Here is a 13,206-nt window from a genome sequence, read left to right on the forward strand (position 1 = left end):
TATTCGATATCCGTAAAAGTTTGTTGCTTTTTCATTTCTCTGCACCGCCTGTGAATTGATAGTTCTATTTTACCAGAGTTCTCCTCTCTTCGGTAGAGGGGCGGATTAAATCAGAGGTTCCTTAGATGTAATTATGGAAATATGGTTTCAAACAAATATGAAAGCCCATGATTTCATTCCAGAAAGCTATTGGCGAAAAAATTATGATTTCGTAAAAACCGCACTGCCGGACGCGAACATCTTTGTTTATGAAGAAAACGGCAAAATACAAGGATTTATAGGTTTAATTAATAACTACATTGCTGGGATTTTTGTCAGGCAGGACAGTCAGTCCCACGGCATTGGGAGAGCTTTACTGAACCACATGAAGAAACAATCTGATGCTCTGTCCCTCCATGTCTATCAGAAAAATAAACGTGCGGTTCAATTTTATCAACGGGAATCTTTCACTATTATCTGTGAGCAGATCGACGAAGCTACCGGGGAAAAAGAACTCATTATGAGTTGGGAATATCAACATAGTTAGCAACCCAAATCACAGCACATTCTCAGGAAAGCAATATTCAGAGCCGGCGCTGGTGAAGGAATTTTTCGTCTCACTCCTGTATTAACTTTCGTATAGGGCAGCAATATCATGTATTCTGCGCTTCATCTCTGCGCGGATATGGTACGGTTCCAAACATTCGCATTTGTCCCCAAAGCTCAGAAGGATGTCATAGTAGTATTCGTTTTCAGTGAAGGGGAAGCTCACAATGTAATGCTCCTCACCGTCCGGCGAAAAGTTTTCATCAGCGCAGTAATCCAGTACCCTGTCCATGACAGATTTATGAATACGAATTTTGATTTTTGTTTGCATCGTTGCCACAATATCAGAAAAATCCAGCTGCGGTTTTTGATAATCTCGCGGCGTAAAAAATTCTTCTATTTGCAGGTTTGACATGCGTGATAGTCTGAATAGGCGGAAATCATTTCTTTTATGGCAATACCCTTGCAAATACCAATGACTGCTTTTCAATACAAGCTGATACGGTTCAACTGTTCGTACGGTCTTATTTCCGTGGTGGGCTACATATTCAAACGAAAGCAACTTACTTTCCTGCAAAGCTGTTTTGATCATTTCTAAATATGGTTGAATGTTCCCGTTGCCCATCCACGGACTTAAATCGATATAGATTTGATTTGCTTTTAATTCAATGTCTTTCGCTCTGTCAGCGGGGATAAAACTTTTGACTTTCGCAAGGGCGTTTACCAATTCATTCCCCCGTATCATGCCCGAAAGACTGGAAAGCCCCATCAGGATAGCGGAAAGATCGGCAGTTGAAAAAACCTTTTTATCCATCTTGTATTTCTGCATAATTTCAAAGCCGCCGCCCACGCCCGATGTTGAGCAAACAGGAATGCCCGCCATGTTGATAGCATCTATGTCGCGGTAGATTGTGCGGGGTGAAACTTCAAACAGATCTGCTAACTCCTGTGCGCCGATACGCTCTCTGTCAAGGAGTATCATAATGATGCTGACAAGCCTGTCTACTTTCATCTGACAGCCGCCTTCCAAACTTCTTTTTGATTGTTGCCATACTGTTGTCAACAATTACATGGTACTATAAAAAAGCAAACAAATCAATAAAGCAATGAAAAAGGAGAAATTTATGTTTACAGTCTATGTTTACGTTCTTGATACTTTAGCCGACTGGGAACTGGGGTATGTTACTTCGGAGCTGAATTCCGGCCGATTTTTCAAAAAGGGCGCGCAGCGGGTAACACTCAAAACGGTCAGTGCTTCCAAAAAGCCGATCAGGACAATGGGCGGACTGACAATCGCGCCCGATTGCCTGATCGATGATATGGCTGTGAGCGAAACAAGCGTGCTACTATTACCGGGTGCAACTACATGGAACGACCCGAAGCATAGCGCGATCATCAAAAAAGCAGGGGAATTTCTTTCTACAGGCGCGACGGTGTGCGCAATCTGCGGAGCTACCGCTGCGCTTGCCAGTTTCGGGCTATTGGATCACCGCCCGCATACCAGTAACGGACAGGGATTTCTTGAAATGGTTGCTCCCGGTTATAAAGGGCAAAGCTTTTATGTAGACAAGCCCTCTGTGTCGGATGATAACCTGATTACTGCAAGTTCCACCGGGGCTTTGCTGTGGGCGAAACAAATCATTGAGCATTTAGGTGTTTTTGGGGCAGACACACTGGAAGTCTGGTATGAATATTTCAGTACCGGGAAGCCAGACCGTTTCTTTGCCCTGATGCAAACTTTGCCGTCCAGCAATGAAAACTGACTCACCTTTGTCCTGCTTGTCCCGTCCGGCTCGTTCCGTTTGAGTTTCTGTTCTTTTCTCGGTTTATTTCATTCATCAAACCAAATTTTGAGGTAACTCTGGCAATGATACAAATCAAACTCCGTGATTTGATACTCTTGAATTCCCGCTTGAACCAGTGGATCATCCTCGCAGAACTTTTCAATATCATCGCATTTGACAACGATAATGCCGCCGCCTGTTCCTGTTTTGGGGCCGGATAAAAGGATTGAGCCGTCATCAAATCCAAATTTTAAATATTCAAGGTGTGCGTCAATCGCTTTTTGCAGCTCAGCTTTTTCCGGGAGATTTTTTGAAAACGTGCCTTCCAATACATAATATTTCATTTTTCTGTTCCTTTCTAACTTCTGTTTATTTTTAACCTCAATCAAAAATCTATGCAGTAATAGAGTTGCGCCTTCCCCGTATTATTTTCCCTTCGTTACTTTTATCGCGTTATTTGACATCACTGTAAGCTTTTGAATCATAAAATCTTTCTCGTCTTCATCCATGCCTTCTGAAATGATATCCGTCCACTTTTTAAGTGTCTCGAGAATGATTGGCTGTATATCGACACCTTTTTCTGTCAGACTGATATGATAGGACCGTTTGTCGCTCTGGCTTTTTTCTCTGATGATAAAACCTTTGTTTTCAAGGCTTTTCATTGCTCTGGTGGTAAGCGCATCGTCGATCATTATCATATCGGACAAATGCTTTTGATTGCTCCCATTGGTTTCAGCGGCAAGGTTGACAAGATAGATATACTCCGAGGAATTTAAGTCGTATGGTTTTAATTCCCTGTTCAGGTAAATCTGTGCTTGCCTGTAGAGAATAGAAATCCATTTCCCAATGCTCATTATTTCTTGACGTTCCAAGGATACTCGCCTCCATTTTCTTGATATGTCAAGTAAATAATAAGACGAAATAATTGATATGTCAAGTACTTGAAGCACACGCTATATTAACTTTGCCGTATAGGGTGTGCTTCATTCGTCCACCTCCACCCACACCGGATTTGAGTTCCGTAGTGAATTTGTCCTCTATGGAGGAACCAGCCAACGGACAAATGCAAAGGGCTGCCCCGGTAAACATTTTGAGCAAAAATATTGACTAAAACTTGATGCCGATCGTACATAAGCGTATAATAATATTAGACATCGTTAATCCGGCCAATCGGCTTGATTATAAAGATATTTTAAGGAGATTATTGTATGAAAAATAATAACGCTATGGTGGTTGTGCGCTAACCGGGAGGTTGCGTAGAATCAAATCGAAACCTCCCAATAGGATTTTTATCATCTGTTAGGAGGACCATCCCATGAATCGGGAAAACAAGAAAAAATCATTTGAAAAAGGATATTATAAAACACACGCTTGCAACGAGACCTTTACCTGCAAGCTATGCGGAAGAATTGTAACACCGGAAGGTGCCGGAACCAACCACAGAAATCATTGCCCAAACTGCCTGTCGAGCCTGCATGTTGATGATGAACCGGGGGATCGTTTGGCCGATTGCGGGGGAATTATGGAACCGGTTGCCATATGGGTCAAAAAAAACGGAGAATGGGCCGTCATTCACCGCTGCCGCATCTGCGGAAAGATCAGTTCAAATCGTGTGGCGGCGGATGACAATCCGATCAAGCTCATGTCGATTGCCATGAAACCGCTTACTTCACCGCCTTTTCCCAATAGAACGAATTGAGGAAATGACAAGGCTGATGGGCGGCGAAGGCTCGGTAAAATAACATCCAGGCAGAACAGGCCTCCTAACATACGACCTAACGGTTCGGTTAGGAGGCCTGTTCCGTATGGTTTCGTCATCCATCGCCGCATCGGCAAAGGGCGCGAAAGCCTGATCCGATATTACTCTGTTTGCTATTGGCGCCAAGAGAAAACGGCCGGTTTCTAAAACAGACCGCGGAGGAATCGTGGCCCTTGTCCGAGCAGCTCCCAAAAGCCGTTTCCCTTGATTCCGGTTTCACGGCAGCATACAGCATATAGAAAAGAACGGCGGAACCGGGATTCTCATCCCGGTTCCGCCGTTTACAGAATATCAAACTTTTATTTCATCAGATGCATGTCGTCTTTCAGCACCACGTCGTGGGCGCCGCCTTCGACAATGCTGACGGAAGACACCAGTGTCAAGCGGGCTTTCTTTTGCAGCTCCGGCAAAGAAAGCGCACCGCAGTTGCACATGGTGGAGCGCATCTTGCTCAGCGTCAGCGAAAGATTGTCGTGCAGACTGCCGGCATAGGGGACATAGGAATCGACCCCTTCTTCAAAGCTCAGCTTTTTGTCGCCGCCCATGTCATAGCGCTGCCAGTTGCGGGCGCGGGCGGAACCTTCGCCCCAGTATTCCTTCATATAATTTCCGTTGATCATCACTTTATTGGTCGGGCTCTCGTCAAAGCGGGCGAAATAGCGGCCCAGCATGCAGAAGTCGCAGCCCATCGCCAGCGCCAGCGTCACATGATAGTCGTAAACGATCCCGCCGTCCGAGCAGATCGGAACATAGACCCCGGTTTCCTCGAAGTACTCGTCGCGCGCCTTCGCAACCTCGATTACGGCGGTTGCCTGACCGCGGCCGATTCCCTTGGCTTCACGCGTAATGCAGATGGAACCGCCGCCGATCCCGATTTTGACAAAATCGGCGCCCGCTTCCGCCAAAAAGCGGAACCCATCGCGGTCAACCACGTTGCCGGCCCCGATTTTCACGGAATTCCCGTAAGTTTTGCGCACATAGTCAAGCGTGCGTTTCTGCCACTCGGTATATCCTTCCGAGGAATCGATGCAGAGAATATCCGCACCCGCTTCCACCAGAGCGGGGATGCGCTCTTTGTAATCGCGTGTGTTGACGCCCGCGCCGACCACATATCGCTTGTGGGAATCCAGAAGCTCCAGCGGATTCCCCTTGTGAGAATCGTAGTCCTTGCGGAACACAAACGCCGCCAGCCGCTGGTCCTTGTCCAGAATCGGAAGGGCATTGAGCTTGTTGTCCCAGATGATATTATTGGCTTCCTTCAGGCTGACGCCCTCTTCGGCATAGATAATCTTTTCGATCGGCGTCATGAACGTAAAGACCTTTTCTTCCGGCGACATCCGGCTCACCCGGTAATCGCGGCTTGTCACGATTCCAAGCAGATGCCCGTTCGGTGTGCCGTCGTCCGTCACCGCCACCGTGGAATGGCCCGTCTTTTCCTTCAGATCAAGAACATCGGCCAGGGTCTGGTCCATCCGGATGTTGGAGTCGCTGATCACAAATCCAGCTTTATAGCTTTTGACGCGCCCGACCATTTCCGCCTGCTTTTCAATGCTCTGGGAGCCGTAAAGGAAAGAAATTCCTCCCTCCTTTGCCAGCGCAATCGCCATGCGGTCGTCGGAAACCGACTGCATAACCGCGGAAACCAGAGGAATGTTCATGCTCAGCTCCGGTTGCTCACCCTTTTTAAAACGCACGACAGGTGTTTGCAGCGAGACATTCGCGGGCATGCATTCCGCGGAGGAATAGCCCGGCACCAACAGATATTCGCTGAACGTGTGGCAGGGCTCTTCATAAAAATACGCCATTTTATCTTCTCCTTGCTTCTGATTACTCCCTGGACAGCTTTCGCGGCGGATGGCAGGTACAACGGCATTTTCAGCGCCATGCTCCCCCGCCTAACTTCGGGTTTTCTCATTATTATATCACGGTTGGCGGGTTTGTAAAGTAGAAAATAGCGCACCGGCTGCGCGCGTGATGAAATTGACAAGTCCCTATGAAACCCATATAATAATAGTATTCAATACAGAGTCCGAAAAGCAAGGGCGCTTTTCCCCGCACCCATGATCTCTAATCCGGCATGCCTGGGATGCAGAGACCGCGATGAAGACGGAATGGCCGCCTTTAGCGACATTACTGTGACCAGATTACCGATGCGGTTTGTCTCCTCTCGGGACCGCAATCGGTTTTTTTATCATCCGAGAGAATGAATTCTTTCAGTTGATACACTGCAAAAGGAGATTTTTTTACAATGAGACGCAAAGACCGCGAAATCCTCGAACTGAACGAAATCATCAAGATCATTGACCGGTGCGACGTATGCCATATCGGTATGACGGACAAGGGTCTGCCCTATGTGGTGCCGATGAGTTTTGGCTATGCCGTTTTAGAAAACCGGGCTACCTTTTATTTTCACTGCGCGGGGGAAGGCCGGAAAATTGACCTGCTTCGGAAAGACCCGCGGGTCTGCCTTCAATTTGACTGTTCCCATCGCCTGATTACCGGAGAAAAAGCCTGTGACTGCTCTACGGAGTACGAAAGCGCCGTCGCTTTCGGCATCGCCGAATTCATCACGGATCCGGCGGAAAAAACCGGCGCGCTGACCCGCCTGATGGAACACTACCGGTCCGGCGGTGGATTCCGGTTTGACGACCGGATGGTCCGGCAGACCGCCGTATTCAAAGTCACAGCCGAACAAATCAGCGGGAAAAGAAAACATGCTATCAAAGAGGTAAATTCATGATTCGATTCAACTGCGATTACAGCGAAGGCGCACACCCGAAAGTCCTGGAACTGCTTTCACAAACCAACCTGGAACAAACCGCCGGTTACGGCGAAGACCCTTATTGCAGGCGCGCGGCCGAACTGATCCGCCAAAAAGCCGCCTGCCCCGACGCCGACGTACAGTTTACCATCGGCGGAACTCAGGTCAACCTGATTGTGATTGCCGCATCCCTGCGTCCCCACCAGGGCGCTCTCTGCGCCGACACCGGGCATATCAACGTCCACGAAAGCGGCGCCGTGGAAGCGACCGGGCATAAGGTTCTGCCTGTGCCGGGAACAGACGGAAAAATCACCGCCGCTCAGATTCAGGCTGCCTGCGACGCGCATTTCGGCGACGAGACCCACGAGCACATGGTTCAGCCGGGCATGGCGTACCTGTCCTTTTCCACGGAGCTGGGCACAATCTATTCCAAAAAGGAACTGACCGAAATCAGCGAAACCTGCCGCCGCAACGGTTTACTCCTGTATGTGGACGGCGCCCGCCTCGGCTACGGGCTGAGCGCCGAAGGCTGCGACCTTACTCTGCCCGCGCTCGCCGGGCTCTGCGACGCGTTCACCATCGGGGGAACCAAGGTCGGCGCGCTGTTCGGCGAAGCGCTGGTCATCCGCAATTCCGCGCTGAAACAGGATTTCCGCTACATTCTCAAGCAAAGGGGCGGAATGCTTGCCAAGGGCCGTCTGCTGGGAATTCAGTTTCTCGCCCTTTTGGAAAACGATCTTTACTTTGACATCGCGGCGCGCGCCGACCGGCAGGCCATGCGGATCCACCGCGCCTGCGCGGAAAAAGGCTGGCAATTTCTGTCCCCTTCCCCGACCAACCAGCAGTTCCCGGTTCTGCCGGACTCGGCGCTTTCATCCCTGCGGCAGGATTATGAGGTGTCCTACTTTGGAAGAATCGACGAATCGCACAGCGCCGTCCGGTTCTGCACCAGCTGGGCGACCCGCGACGAAGACGTGGAACGCCTTGTCCGGGATATCAGCGCCCTGTAAACGGATCTCGGCATTTCGCCGCATCCGTTCCAAAAATTCATTGAAGTTTATTGTTTTTTAGAGAGGGATCAGAATGAAAATTACAATTTACAACTGCCGTTCGGACGAAGCGGAATACCTGGAAGGATTCCGCAGAAAGCACGGCGTCGAGCTGTTTGCAACCAAAGAATCCCCGACCGCCGAAACCGTCGGTCTTGCCGATGGCTGCGAATGCGTCAGCATCATCACCACGCCGATGGACGAAACGCTGTTGAAAACATACCGGGACGCGGGAATCCGCTTTCTTTCGACCCGCAGCATCGGGTACGACCACATCGATCTGAAGGCGGCGGAACAGCTGGGGCTTCATATCGGCAACGTCAGCTATTCCCCGAACAGCGTGGCGGATTACACCGTCATGATGATGCTGATGGCCGTGCGCAAAGTCAAAGCCATTCTGCTCCGAAGCGCGAACCAGGATTATTCCCTTCGCGGCGTAAAAGGAATGGAAATGCACAACCTGACCGTCGGGGTGATCGGCACCGGGCGCATCGGCAGAACAGTGCTGCAAAACCTGACCGGATTCGGCTGCCGCCTGCTTGCCTACGATCTTTATCCGAACGATTCGGTCCGGAAAATCGCGGAATACGTTACGCTTCCGGAGCTGCTGAAGCAGAGCGACCTGATCACCCTGCACATGCCCGCGACCCGGGAAAACCATCATATGATTAACCGCGACACCATCGCGCAGATGAAAGACGGCGTCATTCTGATCAATTCAGCGCGCGGCTCCCTCATCGACACCGACGATTTTTTGGACGCGGTGGAAAACGGCAAAATCGGCGGCGCCGCGCTGGACGTTGTGGAAAATGAGGCGGGCCTGTACTACAACGATCTGAAATGCGATATTATGAAGAACCGCGGCCTCGCGGTCCTCAAATCCTACCCGAATGTTCTGGTGACTCCGCACATGGCGTTTTACACCAACCAGGCGGTCAGCGACATGGTGGAAAATTCAATCAGAAGCTGCATCCTTTTTTCAAAAGGAGAGAAAAACCCCTGGCAGGTCGTCTGATTTGTTTCTTCCGACTTGGTTTGATCTTGATATTTTGCATTTTTTAAAGAATTTGATTCATTTTAATTAATTTTAAGAAGTTTTTGTGCTATAATAGCTTTTTGATGTAGGTTTTGGAACCTGTTCCTATAAAGGAGGAACGACATGGCGACGTGAGTTTTTTTCGTCAGACAAAGCGAAAGAACAGGAATCTTGCGTATTCCGAGTATTTTCAACGCATATGGCGGTAACTATTACCGGCTCCATCGTGTTGCGGCGATGAAAAAGGGTTCTTAAAACTGCACGGAAAATTCTTAAGAGTAGGGTGAACAAAATGGATCGAGAACAATGGGGTTCCAGATGGGGATTTGTATTGGCTGCGGTGGGTTCCGCAATCGGCTTGGGCAATATCTGGCGGTTTCCTTATGTTGCCTATAAAAACGGCGGCGGGGCTTTCCTGATTCCGTACATGTTTGCGCTTTTGACCACGGGTTTGTCCTTTGTTGCGCTGGAGTTCGTCATCGGCAAAAAATATCGCGGCTCGGCGCCGCTTTCTTACTTCCGGATTAACCGCCGCATGGAATTTGTTGGCTGGTGGCAGTTTGCGATCAGCTTCGTCATCATGACCTACTATGCCGTTATCCTTGGATGGGCCATGAGCTATATCGGCTTTTCCGCAACGCTCGCATGGGGAACTGACACAAAGTCTTTTCTTTTTAACTCCTACCTGAATGTTCTTCCGAACGCTTCCGTAACAAACTTCGGCGGAATTGAATGGCACGCATTTATTCCGCTGTTGATTATCTGGGTGATTACGCTTGCGATTTCTTACCGCGGCGTGAAGCAGGGAATCGAACGCGTCAGCAAAATCGCAATCCCGACCCTGGTGTTTCTTTTCCTGATTTTTGTCATCCGCGCGGTCACGCTTCCGGGTTCTTCTCTGGGGCTGAATGCGTTCTTTGAGCCGCAGTGGAACCAGCTTTTGAATCCGGAAATCTGGAAAGCCGCCTATTCGCAGATTTTTTACAGTCTTTCGCTCGCAATGGGCATTATGATTACGTACAGCAGTTATCTGCCGGAAAAAACCGACACCACGAACAATGCTTTCATCGCGGCCTTTTCAAACTCCGGTTTTGAACTTCTCGCGGGCTTCGGCATCTTTGCCGCGCTTGGTTTTATGGCCCACAATTCCGGTGTGGCGGTAAAGGATCTCGCCGCGGGCGGAATCGGCCTCGCGTTTGTCGTTTTGCCGCAGATCATCAACCAGCTTCCTTTTCCCCAGTTTTTCGGCATCGTCTTTTTCGCCTGCCTGCTGATCGCGGGGATCACCTCGCTGATTTCTCTTTTGGAGGTCTGCATCTCCGCCGCGACGGAAAAATTCGGCTGGGACCGGCACCGCGCCGTTCTGACCATCGGCGGCCTTGCCACGCTGGTCTCCGTCGCCTACTCCACGCGCGGAGGGATGTATCTGCTGGACGTCGTGGACAATTTTGTCAACGGATTCGGCGTGCTCCCGTCTGCGGTTTTTGAAATTGTTCTTGTCCTGTGGGTTTTCCATAAGATGAAGCCCCTGATGGAAGAAGCCAACCTGCATTCTCAGATCCGTCTGGGCGGTTACTTCAAAATTTCACTGGGTTTCATCACCCCCGTTATGCTGGTTATCATTCTTTTCAGCTCTCTGATTACAAACATCTCGACCGTATACGGCGGGTACCCGGTAAATTTTGTCGGCGTGTTTGGCTGGGGCATGGTAATTCTGATGCTGGTGTTCGCTGTTCTGATTTCACGCCTGTCCTGGAAGGACAAACGTGTCTTTGAGAAAAAGGAGGAAAAGGAATGAGCGCTTCCGCAGTTGTGATGATGATCGTCGCCATATGCGTCATCTGGGGCGGTCTTGTTACCAGTGTCCTTCACGCAATACGCCATTCGTAACGGAGCCGCGGCCGATACCGCGAGGGAGGTATTCATGACGCCGGTTTTGGATTTTATGAGAAAGCTGTGGCAGATTGCCTGGGTTGCCGATTTCGCGATCCCTCTGGCTGTTCTTCTGATTTTTTATCTTCTTCGCGGTTCGGCCGTTTCGTGGCTGTTCCGTCCCGTGCGCAAGCTGAATCGCGGAAAAAGCTGGCCGGTTGAGCTGGAGCACAGCTTTCAAAAGCCGCTTCGGGTGCTGATCGCGGCGTGCGGCGCGTACGCCGCGCTGTGGATTTCGCCCGCGGTGGCTCATACCGGCCCCTTCTGGGCCGTCGCCGTCAAGTGTTTCCGCAGTCTGCTGATTTTGCTGCTGGCCTGGGGCTTCTCCCGCCTGTGCGACAGCCGGGAGCTGACCGGCGGTCTGCTACTAAAAAAGCTGGATGTGAACACCGATGGGGTTCTGTTCCCGTTTCTGTCGAAAATCCTTCGCTTTATCATCCTGTGCCTCGCGTTTCTGATCATCGCCCAGGAATGGAATTACAGTATCAGCGGCCTGCTCGCGGGCCTGGGTCTTGGCGGTCTGGCCTTTGCGCTGGCCGCGCAGGACATGCTGTCCAACCTGTTCGGCGGTCTGGTTATTTTTCTCGACCGCCCGTTTACGATCGGCGACTGGATTCAGGCCGACGACACGGAGGGAACCGTCGAGGATATCAATTTCCGAAGTGTAAAGGTCCGCACCTTTTCACAGGCCGTCGTCACGATTCCGAATTCCAAACTGGTCGACCGGCCGGTAACGAATTACAGCAGAATGGGAAAACGCAAGGTCAGCTTTACGGTCGGGCTGAAATACGGGACGACGGAGCGGCAGCTTCGTGCCTGCGCGGACCGGATTCGCCAAATGCTCCTTCAGAATGAGGAGATTGACCCGGATACCGTCATCGTCGCCTTCAACAGCATCGGCGAAAGCAGTCTTGACTTGATGCTTTATTTCTTCACAAAAACAACCGACTGGCAAAAGCATCTGAAAGTCCGGGAGGATGTTTTCTACGGAGTCCTGAGGATTGTTGAGGAAGAGAAGGCGGAAATTGCCTTTCCCACCCGCACCGTACAGGTCGAAAAAGGAATATAAAGAGCTGCGAAATCTCCCGCGCAGAGCCGATGCGCTTCAACGAAGGGAAACAGCCGCCCCGCGGACCGCCTTTGGCGGTCCGTCTTTTGTTTGGTTGATTCTGTCCTCGGGTAATGCTATAATATGGCTAAAACCTGTTCCCGGCAGAAAACAAAATTCAGCAATCAACCCCATAAAATAACATTGTAGTCTTACCAACAATAACAGCAGCGGTGGAAAGCCGTGTTTTTCGAAATGCGCTTTTTTCCGAAGAATCCGGAGGAACAGTCCAGATGGCTAATTTAATCTTCAGCTTCAATACGGTCGCTCCCGTTTTTCTTCTGGTCGCAATCGGTTGGCTTGCCAGAAAAACCAGTCTGGTCAATGAACCCTTCGTTGACGCGGCGAGCAAGCTCAACTTCAGGACAGGATTGCCTGCCCTTTTATTTTTAAATATTTATCAGGCAAAGGCCGCTGACTTTTTTGACTGGAAATTTGTCGGCTTAATGGCTTCGGGGTGCCTGTTCTTCGCCTTGATCCTCTGCCTGACCGTACCGAGGATCGTAAAGGACAAAAGCAAGGCCTCCGCCATCATCCACACCGTGTTCAAGCCGAACGTCATCGTGCTTGGATTCCCGCTGATGATTATGGCCTTCGGCGAGGAGCATTCCGCGGCGATTTCCATGCTGATGCCCGTTCTGATTCCGGTCAACAACATCGTCGCCGTACTGATCCTTTGCGCCATGGACCCGGAAAATGACGATGCCAAAACACATCCTCTGAAAAAAGCTTTTGCCAGCGTAATGAAAAATCCGATTATTCTCGCGGCGATCGCCGCGATTCTGCTGCAGCAGCTCGGCGTGCCGCTGCCCGGGTTCCTGACAAAGCTGCTCGCCTCCCTGTCCAATATGGCGACGCCGTTCGCCCTGATCACCCTGGGCGCCCAGATGACCATGAGCTCCGTTCTCTCCGACCGTAAATATGTGGTCTCCGCCACGATTCTGAAAGTGCTTGTCACACCTCTTTTTATTGTCCCGCTCGCCTGGTTTTTCGGCTTCCGCGGCTACGAGCTGGCAACGGCCTTTCTTGTTTCCGCCTCGCCGAGCGCCGTCAACTGCTATATGCTTGCGAGGGAAATGCGCTCCGATGAAGTCCTGACCGGCGAAATTATTCTGAGCAGCACTTTCTGTTCCATGTTTGTCATTTTTATTGGCATCTTTGTCCTGAAAACTCTGGCAATCGTATCCTGACGAATGGAATGCAAAAGAATCATCATAGAAATATAGGGGTAAAATACAGCAGAAAGGGAAAA

The 13,206-nt window shown here is 50.2% G+C and carries 14 protein-coding genes; 10 read left to right on the plus strand and 4 right to left on the minus strand.

Translation table 11 applies throughout. From position 1 onward, the window contains the following. Positions 1-133 precede the first annotated feature (133 nt). On the plus strand, positions 134-526 hold the full coding sequence (locus tag CAFE_RS06015; protein WP_156990101.1) for an N-acetyltransferase: 393 nt from the start codon (positions 134-136) through the stop codon (positions 524-526). A gap of 81 nt (positions 527-607) precedes the next feature. Here CAFE_RS06015 and CAFE_RS06020 read toward each other — a convergent pair whose 3' ends face one another. Then, positions 608-1,537 carry a helix-turn-helix transcriptional regulator gene (locus CAFE_RS06020; protein ID WP_156990102.1) on the minus strand — a complete coding sequence of 310 codons (930 nt, stop codon included), beginning with the start codon at positions 1,535-1,537 and terminating at the stop codon, positions 608-610. A gap of 112 nt (positions 1,538-1,649) precedes the next feature. On the opposite strand from CAFE_RS06020, the gene CAFE_RS06025 reads away from it, so the two are divergent. After that, the gene (locus CAFE_RS06025; RefSeq protein ID WP_156990103.1) at positions 1,650-2,288 is read left to right on the plus strand and encodes a type 1 glutamine amidotransferase family protein; all 639 of its coding nucleotides are present in this window, start codon (positions 1,650-1,652) and stop codon (positions 2,286-2,288) included. 68 nt (positions 2,289-2,356) lie between these two features. On the opposite strand, the gene CAFE_RS06030 is transcribed toward CAFE_RS06025, so the two are convergent. Continuing rightward, positions 2,357-2,653: a YciI family protein gene (locus CAFE_RS06030; protein ID WP_156990104.1), complete on the minus strand. Its 297-nt coding sequence runs from the start codon at positions 2,651-2,653 to the stop codon at positions 2,357-2,359. Positions 2,654-2,734: 81 nt separating this feature from the next. Next, entirely contained in the window at positions 2,735-3,181 is a 447-nt protein-coding gene (locus CAFE_RS06035; RefSeq protein ID WP_156990105.1) for a MarR family winged helix-turn-helix transcriptional regulator, read from the minus strand. A 443-nt stretch (positions 3,182-3,624) separates the two neighbouring features. Here CAFE_RS06035 and CAFE_RS06040 point away from each other — a divergent pair, with 443 nt between their 5' ends. Then, the gene (locus CAFE_RS06040) at positions 3,625-4,008 is read left to right on the plus strand and encodes an RNHCP domain-containing protein (protein ID WP_413814422.1); all 384 of its coding nucleotides are present in this window, start codon (positions 3,625-3,627) and stop codon (positions 4,006-4,008) included. A gap of 359 nt (positions 4,009-4,367) precedes the next feature. On the opposite strand, the gene CAFE_RS06045 is transcribed toward CAFE_RS06040, so the two are convergent. Next, positions 4,368-5,873: an IMP dehydrogenase gene (locus tag CAFE_RS06045; protein WP_066647300.1), complete on the minus strand. Its 1,506-nt coding sequence runs from the start codon at positions 5,871-5,873 to the stop codon at positions 4,368-4,370. A gap of 443 nt (positions 5,874-6,316) precedes the next feature. Here CAFE_RS06045 and CAFE_RS06050 point away from each other — a divergent pair, with 443 nt between their 5' ends. From CAFE_RS06050 to CAFE_RS06080, 7 genes are all read left to right on the plus strand, one after another. Further along, a complete protein-coding gene (locus tag CAFE_RS06050) occupies positions 6,317-6,808 on the plus strand; it encodes a pyridoxamine 5'-phosphate oxidase family protein (protein ID WP_156990106.1) in 492 nt (163 codons plus the stop codon). Continuing rightward, positions 6,805-7,839 carry a threonine aldolase family protein gene (locus tag CAFE_RS06055; protein ID WP_156990107.1) on the plus strand — a complete coding sequence of 345 codons (1,035 nt, stop codon included), beginning with the start codon at positions 6,805-6,807 and terminating at the stop codon, positions 7,837-7,839. Before CAFE_RS06050 ends, CAFE_RS06055 begins: the two co-directional genes overlap by 4 nt. A 73-nt stretch (positions 7,840-7,912) precedes the next feature. Then, positions 7,913-8,893, plus strand: a complete 981-nt coding sequence (locus CAFE_RS06060; protein ID WP_156990108.1) for a D-isomer specific 2-hydroxyacid dehydrogenase family protein — start codon at positions 7,913-7,915, stop codon at positions 8,891-8,893. 313 nt (positions 8,894-9,206) lie between these two features. Then, entirely contained in the window at positions 9,207-10,712 is a 1,506-nt protein-coding gene (locus CAFE_RS06065) for a sodium-dependent transporter (protein ID WP_156990109.1), read from the plus strand. Then, positions 10,709-10,804, plus strand: a complete 96-nt coding sequence (locus tag CAFE_RS06070) for a methionine/alanine import family NSS transporter small subunit (RefSeq protein ID WP_156990110.1) — start codon at positions 10,709-10,711, stop codon at positions 10,802-10,804. The genes CAFE_RS06065 and CAFE_RS06070 overlap by 4 nt, the downstream gene beginning before the upstream one ends. Positions 10,805-10,838: 34 nt before the next feature. Next, complete coding sequence (locus CAFE_RS06075) at positions 10,839-11,915, plus strand: mechanosensitive ion channel family protein (RefSeq protein ID WP_156990111.1); 1,077 nt, start codon at positions 10,839-10,841, stop codon at positions 11,913-11,915. A gap of 272 nt (positions 11,916-12,187) precedes the next feature. Next, on the plus strand, positions 12,188-13,144 hold the full coding sequence (locus CAFE_RS06080) for an AEC family transporter (RefSeq protein ID WP_066647316.1): 957 nt from the start codon (positions 12,188-12,190) through the stop codon (positions 13,142-13,144). The last annotated feature ends 62 nt before the right edge of the window (positions 13,145-13,206 follow it).

The sequence above is a fragment of the Caproicibacter fermentans genome, from assembly GCF_009746625.1.
GTDB lineage: Bacteria > Bacillota > Clostridia > Oscillospirales > Acutalibacteraceae > Caproicibacter > Caproicibacter fermentans.

What these genes read in the sequence shown, in the direction of transcription:
- CAFE_RS06015 (WP_156990101.1), top strand. Translation starts at nt 134, where the DNA reads ATGGAAATATGGTTTCAAACAAATATGAAAGCCCATGATTTCATTCCA.
- CAFE_RS06020 (WP_156990102.1), bottom strand. Translation starts at nt 1,537, where the DNA reads ATGAAAGTAGACAGGCTTGTCAGCATCATTATGATACTCCTTGACAGA.
- CAFE_RS06025 (WP_156990103.1), top strand. Translation starts at nt 1,650, where the DNA reads ATGTTTACAGTCTATGTTTACGTTCTTGATACTTTAGCCGACTGGGAA.
- CAFE_RS06030 (WP_156990104.1), bottom strand. Translation starts at nt 2,653, where the DNA reads ATGAAATATTATGTATTGGAAGGCACGTTTTCAAAAAATCTCCCGGAA.
- CAFE_RS06040 (WP_413814422.1), top strand. Translation starts at nt 3,625, where the DNA reads ATGAATCGGGAAAACAAGAAAAAATCATTTGAAAAAGGATATTATAAA.
- CAFE_RS06045 (WP_066647300.1), bottom strand. Translation starts at nt 5,873, where the DNA reads ATGGCGTATTTTTATGAAGAGCCCTGCCACACGTTCAGCGAATATCTG.
- CAFE_RS06050 (WP_156990106.1), top strand. Translation starts at nt 6,317, where the DNA reads ATGAGACGCAAAGACCGCGAAATCCTCGAACTGAACGAAATCATCAAG.
- CAFE_RS06055 (WP_156990107.1), top strand. Translation starts at nt 6,805, where the DNA reads ATGATTCGATTCAACTGCGATTACAGCGAAGGCGCACACCCGAAAGTC.
- CAFE_RS06060 (WP_156990108.1), top strand. Translation starts at nt 7,913, where the DNA reads ATGAAAATTACAATTTACAACTGCCGTTCGGACGAAGCGGAATACCTG.
- CAFE_RS06065 (WP_156990109.1), top strand. Translation starts at nt 9,207, where the DNA reads ATGGATCGAGAACAATGGGGTTCCAGATGGGGATTTGTATTGGCTGCG.
- CAFE_RS06070 (WP_156990110.1), top strand. Translation starts at nt 10,709, where the DNA reads ATGAGCGCTTCCGCAGTTGTGATGATGATCGTCGCCATATGCGTCATC.
- CAFE_RS06075 (WP_156990111.1), top strand. Translation starts at nt 10,839, where the DNA reads ATGACGCCGGTTTTGGATTTTATGAGAAAGCTGTGGCAGATTGCCTGG.
- CAFE_RS06080 (WP_066647316.1), top strand. Translation starts at nt 12,188, where the DNA reads ATGGCTAATTTAATCTTCAGCTTCAATACGGTCGCTCCCGTTTTTCTT.